Origin of the sequence: Streptomyces sp. NBC_00102, assembly GCF_026343115.1 — a bacterium.
In the GTDB taxonomy this organism is placed as follows: domain Bacteria; phylum Actinomycetota; class Actinomycetes; order Streptomycetales; family Streptomycetaceae; genus Streptomyces.
In genome coordinates, this window is sequence record NZ_JAPEMC010000001.1 from 2,108,008 (window position 1) to 2,131,237 (window position 23,230).

The following is a 23,230-nucleotide window of genomic DNA, read 5'->3' on the forward strand; positions in this document are numbered from 1 at the left end:
TAGCCCGACGTGCGGCCTACGCACCGCGAGACCGTGCGTCGGACCGGTCAGGATGCGTCGTCGCTGCTCTCCTCTGCTGCCTCGGTTTCGAAGCTGACACCGCGGTACTCCGGGTGGTTGCGGTCGACCGCGCCTGCGACGTGGAGGGGGACTGGATGGCGAGTACGGGCGTCCCAGGCGAGGGACTGGTGACAGAGTGCGGCAGCTAGCGCAGCCAGGTCCTGTGGTTGGTGGCCGTCCGGCCGAGGCACGGTGATCTGGGTCGCCGTAAAGCTGTGCCAGTCCTTACGGAGCAAAGCCTTTTGAAGCTCTTGGGGGATGGTGAATCGGGTACATGTGCTGCCGTTGGTACTGGTCTGGCCAAAACCGTCGTAGGTGCGTGACTTCTGGGCGAGATACCAACTGGTGACCTCAGTGCCTGCCGTGGTGCGCTCATACAGCCAGTCGTCGGGTGCGGCGGGGCGCTCTGGATCACGGCGCCGGGCGTTGGAGCGATCGACTGGGGTGGGAACCTCGCCGTACGACGTGTTGATGCTGACGACGGCGATCGGGCGGCCGTCGTCGTCAAGGCCGTCTCCTGGGAGAGGGCCGTTGCCGAGCTGGGCGTGTTGCAACCCAGACCAGATGGTCCGGCAGGCTTCGGTATCCACGAAGATGACGAGCGGGGTCTGAGCGGGCAGGATGCGCAGCGCCGCCTTGACATGCTCGCGGACCAGCCCTGCGCCCTCCTTATGGCGGGCGTGTCCTTCCATACCGATCGGTCCAGCACCGAAGGCGGACTCCCCTTGCGGAAGAGGCTGCCAGGAGTGTGTATGGCGGTTGTACATCTCCATGCGCCAGGGCTGCTGCGGATCCGGGTGTGTGTGAAGGGCGGTGAGAACTTCGACCATCTGGGTCTTGTTGGCAGCTCCGAATGCCTTGGTACTGACACGCTGTTGGCGCAGGTGCAGGCCGACAAGGATCATGGGACGGTCCAGGGGGACGCCGTGGGCGAGGCGTCCATCGACCGCTCCGAGACGCAGGAACAGATCGCGAAGTCCGTTGATAGCCGGGTAGTCCACCCGCGGACGGGTTCGCTTGGGCTTTGCGCCGTCCGCGTTGTCCTCAATGGCCGTTTCACCGTTGGCGTTTTCGGCCTGCGCCAAGAGTTCGAGTTCGACTTCCAGCGCCTGGGGGTCCAGGGCCTGCGTTGCCTCGGCCGCATCTTCCAGCTTGGGGGGCTTGGGCCGAGGGAGCTGGGCGATGAACTGGGAGACCATGCCACGCCGGTGAAAGTGCCTGCGAAGGTCGCGTTTCGGGTCGTAGCGGTCCGGGGTCTGGCCTCGGCGAGGGGTGCGCTTCCTTGGATTCCAGATCGTCTCGACCCAAACGCCGGTGAGGGCGGTGCCGTCCAGGTCAGAGAGGAAGGCGAGTTCCACGTCCCAGTCGACGGGAGTGGGAGAGACCAGCGCTGGCATACGATGGAGGCGGACGAACAGTCGTTCGGTGAGTTGGTGATCGTGGTTGTCGTCCCAGTCCGCTGCCTGCGCCGGTTCTTCGAGGTAGGGGGTCAGGGCGGTGATCATACGTTCGCGGGTGTACTCGTCGTCGTAGAGGGCGAGTACGCGGACCTGATCGTGACCTGTCCCACTCAGTGCCTGGTCGAGGTCCTCCCGTACGACCGGCCCCTCCGTGGTGCGCGTTACCTCGACATCGGTGCGCTCATACGCGACCTGTTCAACGCCGAGCTTGGCGGCTGCCTTCTTGATGTGGTTGGCGAGGTAGAGGTTGAAGCGGGTTCCGGTGCCCTTGCCGAGCGGATGCTCGGTCGGGCCGGGGACCAGAGCGCGCACCGGGCCTTCCATGGTGGCCAGCGTCTCGTTGGTGCCGAGGTCGATGGCCTCAAGCTTGCATGCCTCCACAACCTGTGCGGCGAAGTTTCGCGTGTAGGGCTCCCAGCCCTCATCAGTGCGGCGGTGGCCGACGGGCAGGCGCAGCACGGTGTCCTTGCCGCGGACGACGAACGCGGTGCGGGTGCTGGCCCAGTGGGTGGCGAGCCTGCTGAAGGTCGGCAGGACGTGGATCCCGATCCGGGACTCACCGGGCAGAGTGATGACGCGGAAGTCGAGCTTATGCATGGCATAGCCGACCCTCGCCGGCCTCTCCGTCTTGCCTTCCAGGATGTGGTCCCAGGCGAGCAGGCTGCCCTTGGTATCCATGAGCCAGTTCAGGCGCTGTCCGCCGCTCGGAGCTGAGGCACCGGGAAGGTGAAGCGAGGTCTTGGCGATGGTTGCGGCGAAATTCCATGCCGCGACTTTGTAGAACCACTGCGGTGCTCGGGGCCGTCCCGAGTCTGCGTTCTCCACGAAAGACCCGAGGGCGCGCTCGTACTTTTCGGACTGCGCCAGGAGGGGAGCAAGGACGTTGTCGTCCGCTCCACCTCGGATGTGCCGTTCCCAGCTGCGCACGGCCCGGGTGAGAAGGCGAGGTTCGATGGAGGCGGTGGTGACCAGGACCGCGGGGACGGCGAGATCGTCCTCGGGCTGGTCGAGGGTGTCCGGCATGATGACGACGGGCTGGTTGGTCACGGCGGACAGCGCCGTGGCAAGGCCGGCGTAGGCGGGGCGCAAGGGCTTGGCGTTGTCACTGTCGCGGAAACGCGGCAGCTCGCTCCATGCCTGAGCAAAGTCCTCACTCAGCGGGTAAAACACCGCGGAGCCGAGACGCTCGGGGTCCAACAGGTAGGCCAGGGTGGTCAGCATGCGGTGTCCAGGGAGTCGCGAGTGGCAGTGTGGTTGTCGGCGAAGGTGAAGAACGCCCTGAGGGCGGCGCCATTGGTGCTGAGCATGAGGTCGAGTTCGCCGGTACGAGCCCAGTCGGCGCGAAGCTGGCGAATGAGGCCGGGTAGGTCGGAGTTGCCCTTGGGATCAAGGAACGCGTAGTCGACGAGCCGCAGCCGCCCGGGGGTGCCACCGCGTCGGGCGCGGCCCACCAGCTGAATGATGGAGGCGATGAGTTCCGCGGCGATTGCCTTCTTGGCGCGATACGGCAGCGCACTGAAGTAGCGTCGACTGCCCAATAGTTCGTCGAAATATCTCCCGGCGGTCTTCTTGGACCGGTCTAGTTCGGTCCAAGGGTGGGCGTGGGCGCGCCGATCGTCCAGCGCCCGGGCCCCTACGTGCGCCAGCAGCTCGTCCGGGTCGTCGACGATCGACATGGGCCGCACGGCAAGCCAGATGGAACCGATGCGGGAGCGTCGTTGGCCGGGCGAGAGGATGTTGAGACTGCGTTCGGCACGCTTGAGCGGGGCGATGAGAATACGGGTGTGGGCGCGGGCGCCGAAGTCCTCAAGCTGGTCTCCGGCGATCTCGATCCAGGGCCGGTCGTCGGCTTCCTGCCTGTCCATCGTCCCTGCGTCAGCATCTGGCCGCACCGCGACCGCGATCAAGCCCGGGGGTGCGCCGGCTGCACGCATGCCTTCGGCCAGGTCGCGGCAGCTCTGGTAGGACGTCGTGGCGAGCAGGATCGCATCCTGAATGCCAGGCATGTTCTCTGCTGCGAGGGCTTCCAGTTCGCGCGACAGCTCGCTCCACAATTTCATACCGAGTTGTCTGGTGGCTTCGCGCCTCTGTTTGCCGGAAAGCCCCGAGATCCGAATCAGCTCGCCTTCCAGGCCGGGGATGGGTCGGGCGTCGATGGTTACCTCGGAGCCCTCGTCAGGGACGACGAACGTGGGTTGGGCGTGAATATGGTGCCGATGTGCCCCCGGCATGTAGGCGGTCGCCGACAGTCCGAGCACCACCCGCCGGTGCCCCGCCTGAGCCAGAGCGGTGATCTGTCCGAGGGACGTGATGTAGCTGTGGGGGTCGCCGCCGAAGGCGGCAGCGCTGAGTTTGGTGTCCTGGAGCGACTTGGGATTGTGGTCTTCCGTGAAGGCGAACACCAGCCGACCGAGCGGGCCGTGCGGGATCGCGCGCCAGCTCTCGTAGCCGCCTACAGCTTGGGCGATCTCCTCTGCCGCCGGCACCCCGGCAAGTTTGAGCTGCGGGGCGTCGTGAACGAAGCCGTACAACATCGTTCTGAGCGGCACGAGGAACATCCTGCGTACCAGCCGGTCGATGACTGCGGCCCGGGTCTTTGTCGCGGGAATCCAGGGGACGAGCATCTCGAATAGCTCGCCGCGTACATGCTCCAGGACTCCGGCAGCGTCGCTGGTGGCCGTTATGGCCCGGATCGCCCGCGCGAACTCTCGTAGGTGCTCGGGCAGTAGATACGACGCGACCTTGCGATCACAGACCGCGTCCAGGAGAGCTGCCGTGCCCAGGCTCGGCAGTGGATCAGGTTCGGCGGATACCTGGGCGGAGTCGTTCACGAAGAAGGCCGCCAGATGCCTGGTCAGCCAGCCGTCCCAACGCTGCGCCACGATCCAACGTCTACTCCCTTCGCTCTTACGACGCTTGTGGCCCGGCTCGTCGGGTAGTTGGTCGCTGAGAGTCAAATCGCCTCTGGACAGGTGCATCGTGTAGGTCTCCGCCAAGCGCCTGCACTCCGACACGTTCGAGCGCGTCCGCTCTTCCAGGGCCGCCGGCAATCGACCGAAGGCACTGACGAGCTGCGTGTCCACGTCGATCAGCGGACGGTCGTGTCCGCGGTCTCCCCATGCCAGGGTCAGCCCGCGCCCGGATCGGTCCATCACCGTCGACTGGAAGGCGTCAAGTTCGTCGATGAGGACGACCTGGCAGCGGCCCATGATGAACTGTTCCACGCTGACCTTCTCGTTCACCGTCCCGTCGTCGAGCTCCAGTGGGATGTGCATACGGCCCGCGTAGAGGTTGGCATGCGTGGTGACGATGATCCGTGCCGAGCATGCCTGGCGGGCCAGCCGGAACTTGCCACAGCTCTGCTTGAAGGGGCAGACCTTCGGGGCCGGCATGCTCCGATACGGTTCGCCCCGTTCCGGGCGCACCGGGGTCAGCCTGGTACACGGTTCCCCGCCGGGTACCCAGGTGTCGACTTCTTCGTCAACCGAAGCCAAGGCGGGCAATTGGCAGGAGTAACCGATGCGAGCGAACACCCAGTCGACGTACTCGGGATTCTCCGACCCCTTGACCGCTCGTTCCAGTTCCCGCATGAGACTGTTCGGCGACATGAGCGGGACCACCACCTCCGAGGGACCCACCCCAAGTCGCTTCGGGATGTCCAACTTCTCCAGGTCCTGCTCGATGGCGTGAGCGAGCTTCAAGGCGTTGGCGTTGGTGTCAACAACCAGGGCGACCGTGTGCCCCTCCTGAACCGCCCAGGATCCATAGCTCCGGAGCATGACGCTCTTACCCGAACCCGTGGGCGCGCTCAGGACTCGTGTCGTGCCCGCGGGCAGTTTCAGCGCCTTTCCGACGGCTTCGCCCCGCAGGGTCCGCATCTTTCCGAAAAAGGGGATGAGGGTCTCCACACGGAATGCCTTGCCGGGCGGTTCATCGAGCTGCGCGTTCAGGTCCAGGAAGTCCTCGACCTTGAGCACCGCTTCCACAAGCTCGGGAGCGATACGCAGACGCTCGGTCCGTGGCGGCGGCGGGGCATGGCGTTCATCGAAGGGGTAGTAGGCGAGCACCGGGGCGCTCTGGCGTCCGGCCATCGGCACACGCAGCATGTGGGTGTAGTCCCCTGGCTTCGCTACTGGGCTGGAGACCAGCTGCGAGGCCCGGATGTCGTCCAGTTCGGTCAGGAGCCGGTCGGCACAATGGCGAGGGTCGAGTCCGTGATGGGCGCTCACTCGTTCCTCGTCGTCGAGCAGCCGGAATCCTGGGATGTCGCCTCTCAGGAAGTAGTCGGACGCGTGGTTGCGGAACGCGGTCTCGTTAGCGAGTTCGTTGGTCCGATGGCGCAACAACCGACTGAGCCGATGCTGGTCCTCCAGCGAAAGGCTGGCGTATCGGTCCCAGGCATCGAATTTTCCGGTGAGCAGGAACTGGGCAGCGGTGAGAGCGGTCCCCGCTCGTCCGTCCGCAGGGAAGTGCACCTCTGCGCAGGCACAGGCACAGGCGATGACGCGGGGCAGGAGCCTGGACTCACTCTCGCTGAGGAACTCGTGTACGTCGGTCACAGGGCGCGCCTCGCCTCGGACAGCTTCTTCTTCACGATCCGGTTCACGTCCTCGACCCTCAGCACTGTGTAGTCGGGCAGAAGGTCCTGAAGCTCCTGGCGCTGCGCGATGCCCCGATGGTCCGGGAGGACAATGGTCTTCGCGGCGAGCGGCTTCCTTGCAATCTCGTCGGCCAGCACGCTGGCACTGGCGACGTCCTTGAGGTCGACAGCCAGCGTCCAATTCAGCGACTCGATGGTGAACTTCAGGTCGTAGGCGTCCTGGTGCGGCCACAGGCTGACATCCAGGAGCGGCTTGCCGTGCCACTTCTTGTACAGCGCGAGTTCGTCGACACCAGGGACGACGATGTACCGCCAAGCCGGCAGATCCACGCACACCGTCCGCCGGTCACCTTCAGTTCGCAGCAGCCGAGCCGCAGGCTGACGGCCTACGGTGTCGTCACGCGGCCGGAGCTTGGGCGGCCGGCCGTCCTCCAGGCTGCGGATGGCGTATTCGGCGTTGTGCGCCCGATAGCTGCAGCGCACCGTCGTGCCACTGACTCGCATGGGCCAGCGGCACGTTGGACACGGCCACCAGTACCGCCCCTCATGGACGCGGTCCGGCGGGAGCGGCGCATAGTGGACGGGAGGCTGGATCCCCGCCTCGCTGCACTGGTCGGCGATCGTCTCCAGCTCGCCGGCCGGATACTCGATCACGAACCGTCGGCGCGCCACGTAGTCCGCGTCGCTCGCATCGGTCTTGATCTTCAGGAACGCCTCGTTCTGCACGATCTCCTGCTGAAGCCATGTCCAACTGGGCATCCACCCCCGCCCGCGGTCGCCCTTTTCCAGCAGCGAGATGATCGCCGAGCACCCGTCGGAGTAGACGTCGTCACTAAGCTCGCCCCATTCCAGGACCGTCAGCCACCCCAGAGGATCGCCCTCGAACACCTCGGGAGCGATCTGCCTCAAGGGATCTCGCGACAGCTGGTCAACGAGTTCGGTCGGCGTCAGCGCCACCCGGCCAGGGCCGAGAAGCGAGTTGACTACACCGGTCATGCTCATGATTTCCCGCCAGGCTCGCGGTTCGTCACGGCGGACCGTCCAGGCGTAACCGATACGGATGGCAGCACTGACCAGGGTGGTGCGGCGTCGGCTCGAGACAGCATCAAGCACCGTCACTCCTCCATCTCACTTTACTGAGTGTCCTTGACAGAGAGTTTTGTGTGGCAGGAATCATGCCTGGATCGATCCGGGCAGAACAACAAAGTCGCGAAGTAGGCGTGTCGCTCATATTTCATCCCAAATCATGACATCCATTGGATTTCCCGCATGAATGACGCGGAGCTGGAGTGTTCGATCGGGCGTCCGTCAGCGTCAGCTGAACCGTGGCTCCACTCGCGGCCTGTGCGGCAACGGGGACTCACGACCGGACGCCTGGAGGTTCTCCTCGTCCCGGCAGCCGACCTGGAGAAGGCGGCACTGCCGCGCCCGGGGGCGTTGAGCGGCCTGACGGTTCGCGACGACGTCAGGCCGCAGATCCCCTTCAACGGCTTACCAAGTCCTCTACTCCGGCAACAGGCGCGAGCCCCCGGCCGGCAGGCAAGGGGGCCTGCAGCGGAACGATGGAATGGTGGCTGCTGTCTCTGGCAAAGTGATCGCCACTGCTAGACGATTCTCGTGAGGAACTTTGTGAGTACGCTCGGTAGCTTCATCTGGTCACTCGCCGACCGGCTCCGGGGCCCATACCGCCCCAATCAGTACGGAACAGTGATCCTCCCGTTCACGATCCTGAGACGGCTCGACTGCATCCTCGAGCCCGATCGCGCGACGGTCCGGGAGCTGGCGGCCAGGCACGAGAACCCGAACCGGCTCAAGGTCGAGGTTAAGAAGGCTACGGGTCGGACGTTCTACAACACCTCCAACTACGAGTTCGCGAACCTGCTGGCCGATGCGGATGGGCTGGCGGACAACCTCGCCGACTACATCGACCGGTTTTCCGCTGACGTGGATGTGTTCGAGTACTTCGACTTCAAAAAGGAGATCCTGGCCCTGGAGAAGGCCGGTCTCCTGCGCGAGATCGTCAAGTCCTTCGGCGCCGTCGACCTACATCCCGACGTGGTGTCCAACGCAGACATGGGCGACGCCTTTGAGTACATCATCCGCAAATTCAACGAGGCTGCGAACGAGACCTCCGGAGACCACTACACGCCCCGCGACGCGATCCGGCTGCTGGTTGACCTGCTCTTCGCGGAGAAGGACGTCGACCTCACCCAAGGCGGCATCATTCGGTCGCTGTATGACCCCACCGCCGGCACCGGCGGCATGCTCTCTCTGGCCGAGGAGCATCTACTTGCACAGAACCCCGAGGCGAAGCTGAGCCTGTACGGCCAGGAGTACAACCCGCAGTCGTACGCCATCTGCAAGTCCGACCTACTCGCGAAAGGCCACGACACGACCAACATCGCCTTCGGTAACACGCTCACCGACGACGCATTCAAGGGCCGCCAGTTCGACTTTTCTATGTCCAACCCACCCTACGGAGTGGACTGGAAGCAGTACGCCAAGGCGATCAAGGAGGAGCGCGACTCTGCCGGTCCCTACGGCCGCTTCGCGCCGGGACTTCCCGCGACCTCCGACGGCCAGATGCTCTTCCTACTCCACCTGGCCCATAAAATGCGCGCGCCTGAGGACGGCGGTGGCCGCGTCGGCATCGTCATGAACGGCTCGCCGCTCTTTAGCGGCGGCGCCGACTCCGGCCCCTCCAACATCCGCAAGTGGTTGTTGGAGAAGGACTTCGTGGAGGCGATTGTCGCCCTGCCAACCAACATGTTCTTCAACACCGGCATCCCCACCTACATCTGGATCCTCGACAACACCAAGCATCCCGACCGCCAAGGCAAGGTCCAACTCATCGACGGTACGTCGTTCTGGACCAAGATGCGGAAGAACCTCGGGGCGAAGAATCGCGAGATCAGCGAGGGTGACCGTGCAAAGATCGTGCAGCTCTACGCCGATTTCGAAGATGCTGACCCCGACCTTTCCAAGGTGCTGCGAGACAACGAGTTCGGTTCCTGGACCGTCACCATCGAACGCCCGCTGATGGATGACGACGGCCAGCCAGTCGTCGACCGCAAGGGCAACCTGAAGCCAGACTCGAAGAAGCGCGACACCGAGAACGTTCCCTTCACCTACAAGGACTCAACGGCAGGCGCGTCGGCGGAGCGCGAAGTAGTGCAGGCGTACTTCGACGCCGAGGTGAAGCCGCACGTCCCCGATGCCTGGATTGACTGGGCGAAGATCAAGATCGGCTACGACATCCCCTTCACCCGCCATTTCTACAAGTACCTCCCGCCCCGGCCGCTCGCCGAGATCGACGCCGATCTGGAGAAGCAAGTAGCCAAGATCCTTGACCTGCTGCGCGAGGTGGAGCAGTGACGGGGCCTCTCTGGAACATTTTGCCCGATGGGTGGATGGCAGGCCAGGTCAAGAACGCTGCGACGGTCACGCTGGGCAAGATGTTGCAGAGCAAGGGCTCGGGCACTGACGTACGAGCACCCTACATGCGCGCTGCGAATGTACAACCCGATGGCGTTTTGGCTCTCGCCGATGTGAACGAGATGTGGTTCGGAGAGGAGCAGTTGGAGCAGTTGAGTATCCGTGCGGGCGACGTGGTCGTCGTCGAGGGCGGCCAAGGCGGGTTCGGCCGTGCCGCGTATGTCGACCAGGATCTTCCTGGTTGGGGATTCCAGAACTCGATCAACCGGCTTCGGCCATTTGCAGATTTCGACGGCCGCTTCATCGCGTTCTACCTGATCGCGCTGCGTGCTAGCGGCTTCATCCGTGCGTACTCCAACGTTGTCTCGGTGCCGCACCTCACGGCAGAGAAGCTTGCCAGGATTCCGATCCCTCTACCGCCAGTGGAGAGGCAGGGCACTATTGCCGACTACCTCAACCGCGAGACGGCCCGAATCGACACGCTCATCGAAGAGCAGCAGCGGCTGATCGAGATGCTTCGCGAGCGGCGGTCGTCGGTAGTGGAGCGAAGTGTGGCGCTCCTTGACTGGAACACGCCGTTGAAGGCAGTTTCCGTCTTGATTCAGACGGGGCCGTTCGGCAGCCAGTTGAAGTCCGATGAGTACAGAAATGGCGGCACGCCGATCATTAATCCATCCCATATTGTCGCAGGTGAGATTGTCCCCGATCCGCGGATCGCGGTCGGTTCTACCAAGGCAGCACATCTTGCGCGCCACGCTCTTGAGGAAGGCGATTTGATCGCCGCCCGTCGAGGAGAGCTTGGGCGCTGTGCGATTGTGGGGACGCCTGCGGTGGGCTTCCTGTGCGGGACGGGCTCAGCACTTGTCCGGTTTAATCGGGATTTGATTGAGCCAGCGTTCGGAGCCATCGTGTTCAGCAGCCGGCGCAATCGCGATGCACTCGCCCTTTCCTCCGTTGGATCGACGATGGACAACTTGAACTCCGAGATCATCGGCACCCTGCGCGTTCCAGTTCCAACGCTTGAGGAGCAGCGCGGGTACGTGGCAGAGATCAGCGGTGCGACCGCGAAAATCGACTCGCTCATCACCGAGACGGAGCGGTTTATCCAGCTTTCCAAGGAACGGCGGTCGGCGTTGATCACGGCGGCGGTGACGGGCCAGATCGACGTGAGCGGAGCAGCCTGATGGCCGACCATAACGAAGCGGTCTTCGAGACCGAGATCTGCGAGTACCTCCACGCCCACGGCTGGCTTTACTCGGCCCAAGACACCGGTTACGACCGCGAGCGAGCACTTTACCCCGAGGATCTTTGCGCGTGGTTGGAAAAAACGCAAAGGCCAGGGTACGAGAAGGCGTTAAAGGCGGCAGGATCGCAGGCAAAGTTCCTCGACGTGCTGACTGCGGCGCTCGACCGGCCGCTAGAACATGGCGGCGGGACGCTCAACATTCTGCGTAACGGGGTGCAGTACATCGGCGGTGGGCGGCTGAAGATGGCGCAGTTCCGTCCAGAAACGTCGCTGAACGAGACGACCACGGCGCACTACGAGGCGATGCGGCTACGGGTGATGCGACAGGTGCACTTCTCGACCGCTGACCAGCGCAGCATTGATTTGGTGTTCTTCATTAACGGGCTTCCGGTGGCCACAGTGGAGTTGAAGACCGACTTCACCCAGTCGCTGGATGAGGCCGTCAACCAGTACAAGCAGGATCGCAGTCCGTTGACGAATGGACGGCCAGAGCCGTTGTTGTCGTTCGGTCACCGGGCACTGGTGCACTTCGCGGTCTCGAACAGCCTGGCGGCGATGACTACGAGGCTGGAGGGGAACAAGACCCACTTCTTGCCGTTCAATGTCGGCTTCGACAGTGGTGCTGGCAACCCGCCCGGCGTGGATGGACGTTCGTCGACGGCGTACCTGTGGGAACGGGTCTGGGAGAAACACGCCTGGTTGAACATCATCGGGCGGTTGATGATCGTGCAGACCAAGGAGGAGTGGGACGTCGCCACCGGCACCTCGGTGCGGCGTACGAGCATGCTCTTCCCCCGGTTCCACCAGTGGGAGGCCGTCACGTGCATCGTCGAGGCGGTGAAGGAGGAGGGTGTCGGGAAGCGGTACCTGATTGAGCACTCCGCTGGGTCGGGGAAGACAAACACCATCGCCTGGACGGCCCACCGGCTGGCGCGGCTGCATGTCGATGACCAGAAGGTCTTCGACACGGTCATCGTGGTCGTGGACCGCACCGTGCTCGACTCCCAGCTCCAGGATGCGATCCGGCAGATCGACGGCACAGGCAAGATCGTCGCGACCATCAGCCCTGAGGACGTCCGCAAGGCCGGCGCGAAGTCGAAGTCGGGGCTGCTGGCGCGTGCGTTGAAAAACGGTGAGCTGATCATCGCGGTGACGGTGCAGACCTTCCCGTATGCGCTGAACGAGATACGGACCGACGCCGGCCTGAAGGGCAGGCGGTTCGCCGTCATCGCCGATGAGGCTCATTCCTCCCAGTCAGGCCAGATCTCCTCGAAGCTGAAGCAGGTACTGACGGCCGAGGAGGTCAAGGAGATCGAGGAGGGCGGTGAGGTCGATGTGGAGGCAGTGCTGGCCTCGGAGATGACCGAGCGGGCCGAGTCGGAGAACATCTCCTACTTCGCCTTCACCGCGACGCCGAAGAACAAAACCCTCGAACTGTTCGGTCGCAAAGACGCCACCGGGAAGCCGCGTGAGTTCCACCTGTACTCGATGAAGCAGGCGATCGAGGAGGGCTACATCCTCGACGTACTCAAGGGCTATCAGCACTACGACACCGCACTGAAGATCGCGGGCAAGGCGGAGAGCAGTAACGGAGGAGAAGTCGAGGAAGCCACCGCACGGAAGGGGCTGATGCGGTGGGTGCAGTTGCACCCGACGAACATCAGTCAGAAGGTACAGATCATCGTCGAGCACTTCCACGCCAACGTCGCCTACCTCCTCGAAGGAAAGGCGAAGGCGATGGTGGTGACCGACTCGCGCAAGTCCGTGGTGAAGTACAAACTGGCCATCGACGCCTACATCGCCAAGCGGCGCGCCGAGGATGCTTCCTACAATTACCGCACCTTGGTCGCCTTCTCCGCCGGGGTGACTATGGCCGAGGACGAGACCTGGCACAGCGACTGGGGCCCGCAGCCGTCGAAGGATGACGAGTTCACCGAGGCCAACATGAATCCGGGCGCAGGGGCCGATCTGGCAGCCGCGTTCAAGGGCGAGACGTACAAGATCATGCTGGTCGCCAACAAGTTCCAGACCGGCTTCGACCAGCCCCTGCTCTCGGCGATGTACGTCGACAAGAAGCTGCCCAGCGTCACCGCGGTACAGACGCTTTCCCGGCTCAACCGCACCTACCGCACCGCTGGTGGGGAGCAGAAGCGCAAGACGTTCGTCATCGACTTCGCCAACAAGCCCGAGGACATCAAGGCAGCCTTCGAGCCGTACTTCAAAAACGCGACCCTGGAAACCGAGACTGATCCATACGTCGTCGTCCACCTGGCTAACAAGCTGGCCCAGGCCGGAATCTACACCGAGGTCGACGTCCGCAAGGTCGCCGAACTGTGGGTGACCCGGAAGGGCAACAATGCGCTCTCAGCGGCGATCAGCCCGGCGCAGCACGACTTCCGGCGCCGCTACGCGCGGGCGATCGAGGAAGAGGACAGGGTCACGCTCCAGGCGCTTGACCTCTTCCGCAAGGACGTCTCCACCTACGTACGCCTCTATGACTTCATGTCCCAGATCGTCGACTACGGCGACCCTTACATGGAGATGCTCTCGATCTTCCTCCGCCTGCTGGAGAAGGTCATCGCCGAGTCCGCGTGGGCAGCCGAAGTCGACCTCTCCGACGTCGTGCTGGTCGGGGTCAAACACAACAAGGCGATTGCGGTCGACATCTCACTCGTGGGCGACGGGCAGCTGAAGGGCATCAGCGCCGCCGGCACAGGAACAAAGAAGGATCCGAAGTACGTCGCGCTACAGGTCGTCATAGACAAGATGAACGACCTATTCGGCGCCGAATCGTTCGCCGCGTCCCAGGTCAGGGAGTTTGTACAGGGCCTCGTCCAACGGTTGCTCGCCGACCCCAACCTGATCCAGCAGACCAAGGTGAACTCCAAGAAGCAGTTCGTGGAGTCGCAGGACTTCCAAGCGGCCGTTACGGAGGCGGTCGCGGACAACCAGGACGCCCACAACACGATGGCTGACTACTTCTTCACCGACGGACCGGCTATCAACGCGATCATCGTCGCCCTTGCGGATGCCTTCTACGAAGCAGCGCTCGATCAGCGGGTGGATTCGTAGATTCGGGAGCCCGTTTGAGGCGGCCTGACGCACCGCGAAGGTTGGTGTGTAGCGCTGCCAGCTCGTCAATGGCGGTGTCGAGTTGCTGATTGGTTGCACGGCTGTCGAGCTACGGGCGGCGGTGCGATGCCGGTCGTCCGGCTGGTCCCCGTGCGCCCTCGCTCGGTAACCAGCCGGACGTCCCCCACCCTCCTGGGCGGGGCAAGTGCGTACGACCGGCCGTAGGACGGTCGTACGCGACAACTTGCTCCGCCAGGAGCCGTCGTGGGGTCATGCTGCTCTCCGGCCGGGTAGGCGAATCGGTGTCGGTCACCGGCTCGTCTCCGCGCGCCCTTGTCGGATGTCGCGGACGACGTTCTCGATCCAGTCCATCGCCAGGACCGGCCGTGCAGGGTTTCCGGGGTCAGCTGGTCGGAGGTGCGCTGAGCGGTCCAGCTTCACTCGGTCCGGACTGCGCCCGTGGAGGTGGCCGTGTGCCAGACGGTCGATCACGAGTCGCCCTGGGACGATGCGGCGGGGCTGGTGACCGGCTGGGTACACCTGGCCGGTCACCCGCTTCGTGCTTCCGGTCAGTTCCGAACGGTGTCCGGTTGTCCGGGCCTCGCGGTCACTGGCCGCGTCGGCGTAACCGGCCTGGCGGTAGACGGCGGGCCACCGACCCGGCGGTCAGTGACCGGGGCGGTGGTCGCCGCTCGGTCAGTGACCGGAGACCCAGTGACCGGCTGACCGCCCAGGTCAGCAGCTCCCTCCAGCTGACCGATGCCACCGGTGACCGCTGCCCCGGTCACTGAACCGCCCCGGGTCGAGTGGAGACTCAATTCCGTGAAAGGATTGAGTCATGGCACGCCCTTCCTCTTATCCCGTTGAGCTGCGCAAACGAGCGGTTCGTATGGTCGGCGAGGTCCGCGGTGACTACCCGAACGAGTCGGCTGCCGTGCGGGCGGTCGCCCAGAAGCTCGGTATCGGTTCGGCCGAGACCCTGCGGAACTGGGTCAGGCGGGACGAGATCGACTCCGGGCAGCGTCCGGGCACGACGTCGGAGGAGTCCGCGGCGATGAAGGCGTTGAAGAAGGAGAACGCCGAATTGCGCCGCGCGAACGACATCCTGAAGGCTGCGGCGTCTTTCTTCGCGGCCGAGCTCGACCGGCCACACACACGCTCGTAGCGTTCATCGACGAGCACCGGGCCCGCTTCGGCGGTGTCGAGCCGATCTGCCGCGTACTCGCCGAGCACGACTGCAAGATCGCCCCCTCCACCTACTACGCGGCGAAGAAACGCGCCGCCGAACCTTCGGCCAGACAGGTGCGGGACGCCGTCCTCAAGGACGCGATCACCGAGGTCCACGAGGCCAACTACCGTGTCTACGGCGCCAGGAAAGTCTGGCGCGAGCTGCACCGACAGGGCCACACCGTGGCCCGGTGCACCGTCGAACGTCTCATGCGCGAGCTCGGCATCACCGGCGCCGTCCGCGGAAGGAAGGTCATCACCACGATCCAGGACAGCAGCGTCGAGCGGGCACCGGACCTGCTGGACCGCAAGTTCGTCGCGTCGGCCCCCAACCGCTACTGGGTCGCCGACTTCACCCACGTCAAGACCTGGTCGGGGGTCGTCTACGTCGCCTTCGTCGTCGACACCTTCTCCCGCCGGATCGTCGGCTGGTCCGCTGCCACATCGAAGGAGACCAAGCTCGTCCTGGACACTCTGGACATGGCCCTGTGGCAACGCGACCGCGATGAACACCCCCACCGGCGCGGCGAGTTGATACATCATTCCGATGCCGGGTCGCAGTACACGAGCTTCCGGCTCGCCGAGCACCTGGCAGCCGCCGGCATCGCCGCCTCGATCGGCTCGGTCGGCGACGCCTACGACAACGCCCTCATGGAGTCCGCGATCGGCCTGTTCAAGACCGAGCTGATCAAACCGGGGCGCCCCTGGAGGACTCTTTCCCAGGTCGAGCTCGCTACCGCGGAGTGGGTGGACTGGTACTGCCACCGCCGGCTCCACGGTGAAATAGGGCACATCCCACCCGTCGAATACGAGACCAACTACTACCGCGCGACCACGAAACCCCAGGTCACAACCGCAATATGAAGTCTCTACCGAACCCGGGGCGGTTCAGTCTTGCCCGCCCCGACGACCCCGGCCATCAGCAGACTGGGGCCGGTGGTGACCTGTCGTCGTGCGCCCCGACTGGGGGCAACCGCGGCCTCGGCGACCTCCCGGGCCCAGTCCAGGACCTGGGGGTGGTCGGCCAGGGCGGCCCGGTAGCGCGGGGGCATCCCGGCCGACAGGGCATCCAGCGGCGAGAAGGGCTCGGGCTCGTCGGCGGAGGCGGCGACGGCGATCGGGTCGATGGTGCGGGCGGCCAGGATCCGGGCCATCCGGTCCAGGGTGCCCTCGCCGAGAGTCTGCGGCTCGCGGTTACGGGTGCCCATCACAGCTCCTCGGCGTATGCGGCGGCGTTGACCGGGTTGGTCCACGCCTGGTGAGCAGGCACATTAGGCCGATATCCCGGCCGCCCCAAACCAGCGGAGCGAGCGTTCATCGCCTCGTTGACCATGCTGGTCAGCACGCTCGGGTGCTTCGGGTTGGCCGCGAAGTTCGCCAGCCCGCCACGGATGTGCTCCGGGGCGATCCCCTCGCCCAGGAGCTTCTTGGCGATCCGCCCCAGGTGTCCGATCACGTCGCTGGGCGGGCGCTCGTCGCAGGCAGCGACGTATTCGCCGACAAGATCCTTGGCCGAGATGGCGGCGGCTGCGGGCGCTGTGCGCCCCGTAGGGAAAGAAGATCCAGGATCCAAGATCCTAGATCCAGGCGCCGAGCCCTCCCCGAGGCTTTGGGGAAGGTTCGGGGAGTCTTCCCCGAATACCCTCCGACCTGGGCTTTTCCGAGCTGGACGAGGTGGGTCGTCGAGCGGGCTGTCGAAGCCGTCCTGCTGGGCGGCGGGGACCTCGTCCGCGTGACCGGGAGGCGTCCCGACGGCCTGCGCGGGCAGATCGGGGGCTCCGGGAACGTTCGTCGAAGCCTCGGCGAACCCTCCGAGAGGAGTGGGCGAAGCTTCGGTCGGCTTGATGCAGACACCCTTGCAGGAGCCGCAATGGTCAGCCGCGTGGTGCTGGGGGCAGGCCGGCACCCGCGACTGGCTCGGCTTGTCGATCTTCTGATGCTCGGACCAGGTCACGATGTGCAGGTACCGGCGGCCGTCACATCCGGTGTACCGGCAGATCAGACCGGCGTTCGCGAGCTGGTGAAGGTCGTCCTCGACGTGGACCGAGGTGTGCTCGGCGCGCAGCGGCCAGAGCAGCCCGGCGATGATCGCGGCGTTGTCCCGGTGGCGTCCCTGGTCGTCGGACTGCGTGAGCAGCCCGTAGAAGGTGCGTTCGGCCTCCACGCTCACCTCGGCGAGCGACTCGGAGATGAACGCCTCCGGCTTGATGGTTCGAATCCGCGCCATGTCAGCGGCCCCAGCCGGACGCGACCAGGTCGCTGCGGGTGAGGGGCGCGCTGGCGGGGTCGAAAGTTTGTGGCCGAGTCCGGTCCAGCTCCGACGCAGCCCGCAAGATCCAGCGGGCTGCGACCCGGTGGGTCGTTCGGTCCAGCTCCACCGTCTCCCCTGCCTCGTCCTTGACGATGGCGTCGGGGTAGGGCCGCGCCTGGATCGGATCGTCGGGGCCGACGCGGGTGGTAGCTACGCCCGGGATCAAGTCCGGGAGCTGTGCGGCAAGGCGGTACTGGCAGCCCATATCCGGGCAGGCCAGGGTTTCGCTCGACATGGCGAGCATGCGACACTCCGTTGTTCATAGGAGCGCGGTGCGGCGTCCTCATGCGAGAGTCCCGCCGCCCGCGTGATGTGAATCAGCACCCCCGGGTGCTGGCCCGGCGCTTGGGAGCTTGTACCTCCCGGGCGCCGGTTTTCTTTGCTTTCTCGGGCTTCTACTGCCCGTGCACTGCCTTCCTTCTGCCCTCTCCCTGGCCGGTGGTCTGCTTGCAGAGGCCGAGGCAATGTGACCCATTCCCACCCCTCAGACACCCTCCGACCCAGCGCGGAACACTGCAATGGATGATTCCTAGGGTCAACGTACACTGCAATGGCCAACGAGCGTCAACTGCAATGTCGACCCGCGCAAGGTGGGCCAGCCCTCGATCCACTGGAGTGGATAGGATGGCGGTCACGACGAAGGGTTGAGATGAGCGAGAAGAACGAGCGCACCTTCGCGGAGCTGCTCGGCTACCTGTTTCGGGAGGCGCACCCGAAAGGGCGCGGCCCGTACACATATGCGGAGGTGTCCCAGGGGATTCGCGACACCTCCGGCTTCACCATCTCCGCAAGCGCCATCCAACAGCTCCGCACCGGGATCAACACGAACCCGAAGATGCAGACGATCCGCGCGCTGGCCGGCTTTTTCGGCGTAACCCCGGGTTACTTCTTCGACGAGGAAGAGGCCGAGCGACAGCGCGCGGAGATCGAACTGGTTGTCGCCATGCGCGACCAGAACGTGCGCCGAGTCGCCCTGCGAGCCAACGGACTCAGCACGGCGAGCCTGAACATGGTGACCACGGTGATCGACCAGACCCGTCGGCTGGAGGGATTGGCGGACGACTCCGGACCGCTCGACGGCGGATGAGAAGCATCCACTGAGTACGGAGGATCCGCAGCGGATTCGGCGCGACTCGTCGGCTCTGCGGCCAACCTGTGAGCGCTCAAGTCTCATCTGCACGGTTGGTCGTGTCCGGCTCGCTGCCATCCGGTCATGAGCCGCAGCCTGGCGGCGCTGCCACGCTAGGCGGTGGCCGCCGGTGTAGGGTTTCTAGCTGCGCTGGTGCGGACTCCGCCAATGTCGGAACGCATCGTGGGAGTCGGCTCATCTTGGAGGACAGGTGCCAGCGAATCAGCGGATCACCGCCCGCAACGCCCGGTTTCAGCAATGGGAAGCACTGCTCACCAACCGGAAGAAGCGGAGTCAGCTCCGCGAGTTCTTGGTCCAAGGAGTGCGGCCGATCTCGCTGGCGGTGGAGTTCGGTTGGCCGATCAGCGCGCTGTTGTACGACGACCGGCGGAAGCTTTCGGGCTGGGCGCAGGAGCTGCTGCGGACGACCAAGGCTGAACGGATCGTCATGGCACCGGCGCTGCTGGCAGAACTCGGGGAGAAGGCCGAGGGTGCACCCGAGGTGATCGCGGTTGTCGGCATGCCGGCGGACGATCTGAGCCGTATCGAGGTCGGGCCGGACTTCCTTGGTGTGCTGTTCGACCGGCCGACCACACCCGGCAACATCGGAAGCATCATCCGCTCTGCTGACGCCTTCGGTGCGCAGGGGATGATCGTCTCCGGCCACGCCGCCGACGTCTACGACCCGAAGTCCGTACGGGCGACCACGGGCAGCCTCTTCTCGCTGCCTTCCGTCCGGGTACCGGGGCCCGGCGAGGTGATGACGTGGGTGGAACAGCAGCGCTCCGCCGGTCACCCGCTGGTCCTGGTGGGCACCGACGAGAAGGGCGACGCCGACGTTTACGACTTCGACCTCACCCAGCCGGTTCTGCTGCTGGTGGGGAACGAGACGAGCGGGCTGTCCAGTACGTGGCGCGAGCTGTGCGACTTCACGGTGAGTATCCCGATGACAGGGGCGGCCAGCTCCCTGAACGCGGCGAACGCTGCGACCGCGATTCTGTACGAGGCTTCCCGGCAGCGGATCGCCACCGGGAAGCGTCCTCGCTGAGCGCAGCTCACGACCAGGTGTTGCCTGCGGCGGCCCGACGGTAGACCTCCAGATACTTCGCGGCGATCACGTGGTGGCCCCACCGCTCGATCGCGGTGGCGCGAAGGTGCGCCGGGGCCGGAAGGCCGGCCAGGATCTTGGTGGCCAGCTCCGGGTCGGGCGCTTCCTCCGGGGGCAGAGCGACTCCGACGTGCGGGGCGATCTCGGCGAGGCACCCGTTGTCGGTGGCGATGACCGGGGTGCCGCTGACGGCCGCCTCGGCGACAACAGTGGCGCCGGGCTCGATCCACTCCCCTCCGAAGGGGCCGCCGAAGGGCTGGGAGAGGACGAGCAAGGCGTTTGCGAGGGCGAGGAGTTCGGTGCGTCCGGTGCCGCCGACTTCTCCGACGTACGCAGCGGTGTCGGGGTAGTCGGTGAGGATGCCGTGCAGGTAGTCCGGCTCCCACGCCGGACCGGCGAGTTTCAGCGGAAGGCCGGCTGCCTGGGCGAAGGCAGCGGCCTGGCGGGCCCCCTTGTGTACGGAGACCCGGCCGAGGAACAGCAAGAAGCGGTCCTTCGACGCGCGGTAGGTGTACCGGTCGGGGTTGACCGGCAGTCGGATGATCGGCGCGTCGGCGGAGCCGGCGGCCTGGCGCTGGGCACGGGAGAGGTAGATGCCGTTCGCCAGGTGCTCGGGCACGCCGTTGAGGTGGTGGGTACGGACCGCCGGCCAAGGCGGGTCTGCGGGCAATAGCTCGCCGTTGGTGTGGTCGTGCACCACGTCCGGGCCGAACTCGCGGATCGCGGCCAGTGTGGCGTCGAAAGTGGTGGCGTCGGAGATGGTCAGCCCCGGGCGGGAGATGCTCCCGGGGGCACCGACGAGCAGGATCTCGCATCCGGCGTGGAGGAGCCCGTCGATGAGGGTGGCGACCACCCACTGGATGCCGCCGTAGCCCTGTGGCGGGACGGTGATCCATTGGGTGGTGTCCTGCCCGAAGCGGTGGGGTGGGTTGAGCATGGCGATCTTCACGAGCGCCTCCGGGCCTGATCGAGGAGTTCACGGCCGATGCCGGTCAGCACCGCTGCTGTGTAGAGGAGGGCGAGGGCTGCAGGGCGGGCAGCTGGGCCGCCGGATCTGTTGCGCGCCCACTCCTTGCGCAGTCCGCTGGCTGCGGTGCCCCGGCGTACTTCGCTGCGGCCCTGCCAGTAGGCCCGGCGCAAGAGGTATCCGGGGCGGAGCCGGGGGGCGGGGATCAGGTGGTGGACCTCCGTGGTGTGCAGAACCGCGGTGGTGGCGCCGAGGGCAGCCAGCTGGCGCACCAGCGTGGTGTCTTCCGCGGAGGCGAGGTTGGTTCCGACGCGGCCGAGGCGGCTGTCGAAGTCGATGCCGAGCAGGCGGGCGTGGTCGCGGTCGAGAGCGAAGCAGCCGCCCCAGATGCTTGCGGGCAGGTCGGGGTGGTGGGAGCCGAGGTAGTGCAACTGGCCTGCGGTCAGCCACCAGGGCATTCGACGGGCTTGGAGGTCGGCGGTGATTCGGGTGCCGACGACGTGCGCCCCACCTGTCAGTGCGGTGCGCAGATTCTCGACTGCGGCGGCGGTGACGACGATGTCGTCGTCCACGAAAACCACGTGCCGGGTGGGTGCTTCCTTCAGTGCAAGGTTGCGGCTGCAGGACAGGCCGACGGTGGCTCCGTTGAAGAGCACTGTGCGCCGTCCGACGGGCTGGGTGAGCTGCTGCCGAATGGTGGCTGGCACGGCGGTGTCCACGACGACGAGCAGGCGGTCGTCCGGGCCGAGGACGTCTGGGAGCCGGTCGAGGGCGGCCAGGAGCTGACCGGGCCGGTTGCTGCACATGGCCACGGTGAGGGGCTGTGTCATTGGGACACCGCCGATCGGTGCTGGCCCTGGCCGAGCCGGGTGGCCAGGTCGCTGAGGTCGCGGATGTGCAGGCTGCGGTCGGCGGCGGGGTGCCAACGAGCTTTCAGACGTTCAGCCCGCACCCTCTGATAGGCGGCGACGAGGCCAGGTTCGACGCCGGCCGGGGCGATCCAGTCGCTGGGCGGGGTGACGAGCGCGGCGTGCGCTCCGAGGCGCTCGGCGGGAGCGGCGTCGTGGTCGGGGCGGTCGCCGACCATGAGCGTGGTGGACGCGTCCCAGCCGAGCTTTTCGATGGCCCAGCCGAGCAGGCCGGGGTCGGGCTTGGCAACACCGACGGAGGCGTCGAGCGCGATGAGGACCAGGTGCTCGGCGACCCCACCCGCGCGCAGGACTTCCTCGCATTCGGGAGGCTGGTTGGCGACCACGCACACCGGCCGCTCCGCGGCGAGGTCCGCGAGCGCGGCAACGGCGCCGGGGACCGGCTGTGCGAGGTCGGTCCAGCGGCGGCGGACGTCGATCCAGGCGTGAGTACCGGCCGGGCTGTAGAGGCCGGGGCTGGCGGTGGAGTGTGCGCGTTGGAGGTAAAAACGGTTCATCTCGGCGGTGAACTGCTCGATGGTCAGGTGCGGGTCGGTCTCGCCTGCCCGCTCCAGGACGCCCTGGAGCCATGCGAGTTCGAAGGGCTCGTCGTAGTAGAGAACCCCTCCGACGTCGGTGGCGATGGTGGCAATGACCGCGGCCGATGTCTTGGTCACGACCGTTCCGCCCGGGAGGAGGCGGTGGTGTACCACTCGGGCTGCGTGTCGGGGTCGGTTTCGAGGGTGAGGGTGCTGCAGGGCTGGACGGGTCCGTGAGTCCTGGCCCAGGTGGCGGTGGTGGCGAGACCGTCGGCCAGCGGGGTGTCCTTCCAGTCGCCCAGCAGCGTGCGGGCGAGTTCGCTGCTGGTGTAGGCGGCGTGGACTTCGTCTCGGGTGTCCAGGTGGCGGATCGGGTGGTCGGGAACACCCATCGCCACGCGCGCGGCATGGGCCATCTCCAGCACGGTGCACGGCTGTTGGCTGCCCACATTGATCACGCGGTTCCAATGGCGGGGGTTGTCGGCGGCGTCGAGGAAGCAGCCGGCGATGTCGTGGACGTACGTGAAGGAGCGGCGCTGGCTGCCGTCGCCATATACGGTGATCGGCTCTCCGCGCATGATCTGGTTGAGGAAGATCGCGACAGCGTTGCGGAGGGGGTCGGCCATGTTCTGCCGTTCGCCGTAGACGTTGTGCATCCGCAGGGCGGTGTACGGCAGGTTCTGGAGGTGCGCGGTGATCGCGAGTTCGCGTTCGACGGCGAGTTTGGCGTTGCCGTAGCTGTCGACGGGCTGCGGGTGGTCGTCCTCGCACATCGGAACCCGGCCGGTGCCGTAGACGGCGACGGATGAGGCGAAGGAGAAGTACCGGACCTTGGTGCGGAGGGCGGCGTTGATCAGATGGATGCTGCCGAGGACGTTGACCTCGTAGTTGTGGGCCTTGACGGCGTGGCTGATGCCCTCGGCGGCGAACGCGGCCAGGTGGAAGACGCTGTCGAAGGCGTGGCGGGCGAACAGCCCATCCACCAAGGCCCTGTCGGCGATGGACCCGACGACGAGGTGCGCGCCGTCGGGAACGTTCTCTCGCTTGCCGCCGTCGAGGTTGTCGAGGACGACGACCTCGTGTCCGGCGGTCAGGAGGCGGTCGGTGAGGTGGGAGCCGATGAATCCGGCGCCGCCGGTCACCAGGTGCTGGGCCATGTTGAGCTCCG

General features: G+C 65.7%; 16 protein-coding genes. 6 read left to right on the top strand and 10 right to left on the bottom strand.

Annotation, left to right across the window (positions count from 1 at the left end):
• Positions 1-47 precede the first annotated feature (47 nt).
• The 3 genes from OHA55_RS09275 to OHA55_RS09285 are packed head-to-tail and all read right to left on the bottom strand — an operon-like array spanning position 48 to position 7,233.
• Positions 48-2,741, bottom strand: a complete 2,694-nt coding sequence (locus tag OHA55_RS09275) for an RNaseH domain-containing protein (protein WP_266704622.1) — start codon at positions 2,739-2,741, stop codon at positions 48-50.
• Positions 2,735-6,079, bottom strand: a complete 3,345-nt coding sequence (locus OHA55_RS09280) for a hypothetical protein (protein ID WP_266704624.1) — start codon at positions 6,077-6,079, stop codon at positions 2,735-2,737. Before OHA55_RS09280 ends, OHA55_RS09275 begins: the two co-directional genes overlap by 7 nt.
• Complete coding sequence (locus tag OHA55_RS09285) at positions 6,076-7,233, bottom strand: hypothetical protein (RefSeq protein WP_266704626.1); 1,158 nt, start codon at positions 7,231-7,233, stop codon at positions 6,076-6,078. The genes OHA55_RS09280 and OHA55_RS09285 overlap by 4 nt, the downstream gene beginning before the upstream one ends.
• A gap of 516 nt (positions 7,234-7,749) precedes the next feature.
• On the opposite strand from OHA55_RS09285, the gene OHA55_RS09290 reads away from it, so the two are divergent.
• The 4 genes from OHA55_RS09290 to OHA55_RS09305 all read left to right on the top strand — a co-directional run bounded on the left by OHA55_RS09290 (position 7,750) and on the right by OHA55_RS09305 (position 15,964).
• On the top strand, positions 7,750-9,495 hold the full coding sequence (locus OHA55_RS09290) for a class I SAM-dependent DNA methyltransferase (protein ID WP_266704628.1): 1,746 nt from the start codon (positions 7,750-7,752) through the stop codon (positions 9,493-9,495).
• A gap of 35 nt (positions 9,496-9,530) precedes the next feature.
• The gene (locus tag OHA55_RS09295) at positions 9,531-10,739 is read left to right on the top strand and encodes a restriction endonuclease subunit S (protein ID WP_266704630.1); all 1,209 of its coding nucleotides are present in this window, start codon (positions 9,531-9,533) and stop codon (positions 10,737-10,739) included.
• The gene (locus OHA55_RS09300) at positions 10,739-13,873 is read left to right on the top strand and encodes a type I restriction endonuclease subunit R (protein WP_266704632.1); all 3,135 of its coding nucleotides are present in this window, start codon (positions 10,739-10,741) and stop codon (positions 13,871-13,873) included. The genes OHA55_RS09295 and OHA55_RS09300 overlap by 1 nt, the downstream gene beginning before the upstream one ends.
• Positions 13,874-14,711: 838 nt before the next feature.
• Positions 14,712-15,964, top strand: a protein-coding gene (locus tag OHA55_RS09305; RefSeq protein WP_266704634.1) for an IS3 family transposase whose coding sequence is annotated in 2 segments (ribosomal slippage) — positions 14,712-14,994 and positions 14,994-15,964 — 1,254 coding nt in all. Because the reading frame shifts where the segments join, the coding sequence is not laid out codon by codon here.
• Positions 15,965-15,969: 5 nt separating this feature from the next.
• On the opposite strand, the gene OHA55_RS09310 is transcribed toward OHA55_RS09305, so the two are convergent.
• Genes OHA55_RS09310 through OHA55_RS09320 form a run of 3 tightly spaced genes read right to left on the bottom strand, consistent with a single transcriptional unit; the run spans position 15,970 to position 17,655 of the window.
• The gene (locus OHA55_RS09310) at positions 15,970-16,308 is read right to left on the bottom strand and encodes a hypothetical protein (RefSeq protein ID WP_266704636.1); all 339 of its coding nucleotides are present in this window, start codon (positions 16,306-16,308) and stop codon (positions 15,970-15,972) included.
• Positions 16,308-17,327 carry a hypothetical protein gene (locus tag OHA55_RS09315; protein WP_266704638.1) on the bottom strand — a complete coding sequence of 340 codons (1,020 nt, stop codon included), beginning with the start codon at positions 17,325-17,327 and terminating at the stop codon, positions 16,308-16,310. The genes OHA55_RS09310 and OHA55_RS09315 overlap by 1 nt, the downstream gene beginning before the upstream one ends.
• Before the next feature lies 1 nt (position 17,328).
• On the bottom strand, positions 17,329-17,655 hold the full coding sequence (locus tag OHA55_RS09320; RefSeq protein WP_266704640.1) for a transcriptional regulator: 327 nt from the start codon (positions 17,653-17,655) through the stop codon (positions 17,329-17,331).
• Positions 17,656-18,060: 405 nt separating this feature from the next.
• Here OHA55_RS09320 and OHA55_RS09325 point away from each other — a divergent pair, with 405 nt between their 5' ends.
• Positions 18,061-18,498, top strand: a complete 438-nt coding sequence (locus OHA55_RS09325; RefSeq protein WP_266704641.1) for a helix-turn-helix domain-containing protein — start codon at positions 18,061-18,063, stop codon at positions 18,496-18,498.
• 253 nt (positions 18,499-18,751) lie between these two features.
• Positions 18,752-19,588, top strand: a complete 837-nt coding sequence (locus OHA55_RS09330; protein ID WP_266704642.1) for a TrmH family RNA methyltransferase — start codon at positions 18,752-18,754, stop codon at positions 19,586-19,588.
• Positions 19,589-19,595: 7 nt separating this feature from the next.
• Here OHA55_RS09330 and OHA55_RS09335 read toward each other — a convergent pair whose 3' ends face one another.
• The 4 genes from OHA55_RS09335 to OHA55_RS09350 are packed head-to-tail and all read right to left on the bottom strand — an operon-like array spanning position 19,596 to position 23,219.
• The gene (locus OHA55_RS09335) at positions 19,596-20,597 is read right to left on the bottom strand and encodes a glycosyltransferase family 4 protein (RefSeq protein WP_266704644.1); all 1,002 of its coding nucleotides are present in this window, start codon (positions 20,595-20,597) and stop codon (positions 19,596-19,598) included.
• Entirely contained in the window at positions 20,594-21,445 is an 852-nt protein-coding gene (locus tag OHA55_RS09340) for a glycosyltransferase (protein ID WP_266704645.1), read from the bottom strand. The genes OHA55_RS09335 and OHA55_RS09340 overlap by 4 nt, the downstream gene beginning before the upstream one ends.
• Positions 21,442-22,200, bottom strand: a complete 759-nt coding sequence (locus OHA55_RS09345) for an HAD family hydrolase (protein ID WP_266704646.1) — start codon at positions 22,198-22,200, stop codon at positions 21,442-21,444. Before OHA55_RS09345 ends, OHA55_RS09340 begins: the two co-directional genes overlap by 4 nt.
• Positions 22,197-23,219, bottom strand: a complete 1,023-nt coding sequence (locus OHA55_RS09350; RefSeq protein ID WP_266704648.1) for an NAD(P)-dependent oxidoreductase — start codon at positions 23,217-23,219, stop codon at positions 22,197-22,199. Before OHA55_RS09350 ends, OHA55_RS09345 begins: the two co-directional genes overlap by 4 nt.
• Positions 23,220-23,230 lie beyond the last annotated feature (11 nt).

Excerpts from the sequence above, each read along its gene's own strand:
- OHA55_RS09275 (WP_266704622.1), bottom strand. The coding sequence starts at position 2,741 with ATGCTGACCACCCTGGCCTACCTGTTGGACCCCGAGCGTCTCGGCTCC.
- OHA55_RS09295 (WP_266704630.1), top strand. The coding sequence starts at position 9,531 with ATGGCAGGCCAGGTCAAGAACGCTGCGACGGTCACGCTGGGCAAGATG.
- OHA55_RS09300 (WP_266704632.1), top strand. The coding sequence starts at position 10,739 with ATGGCCGACCATAACGAAGCGGTCTTCGAGACCGAGATCTGCGAGTAC.
- OHA55_RS09310 (WP_266704636.1), bottom strand. The coding sequence starts at position 16,308 with ATGGGCACCCGTAACCGCGAGCCGCAGACTCTCGGCGAGGGCACCCTG.
- OHA55_RS09315 (WP_266704638.1), bottom strand. The coding sequence starts at position 17,327 with ATGGCGCGGATTCGAACCATCAAGCCGGAGGCGTTCATCTCCGAGTCG.
- OHA55_RS09320 (WP_266704640.1), bottom strand. The coding sequence starts at position 17,655 with ATGCTCGCCATGTCGAGCGAAACCCTGGCCTGCCCGGATATGGGCTGC.
- OHA55_RS09325 (WP_266704641.1), top strand. The coding sequence starts at position 18,061 with ATGAGCGAGAAGAACGAGCGCACCTTCGCGGAGCTGCTCGGCTACCTG.
- OHA55_RS09340 (WP_266704645.1), bottom strand. The coding sequence starts at position 21,445 with ATGACACAGCCCCTCACCGTGGCCATGTGCAGCAACCGGCCCGGTCAG.
- OHA55_RS09350 (WP_266704648.1), bottom strand. The coding sequence starts at position 23,219 with ATGGCCCAGCACCTGGTGACCGGCGGCGCCGGATTCATCGGCTCCCAC.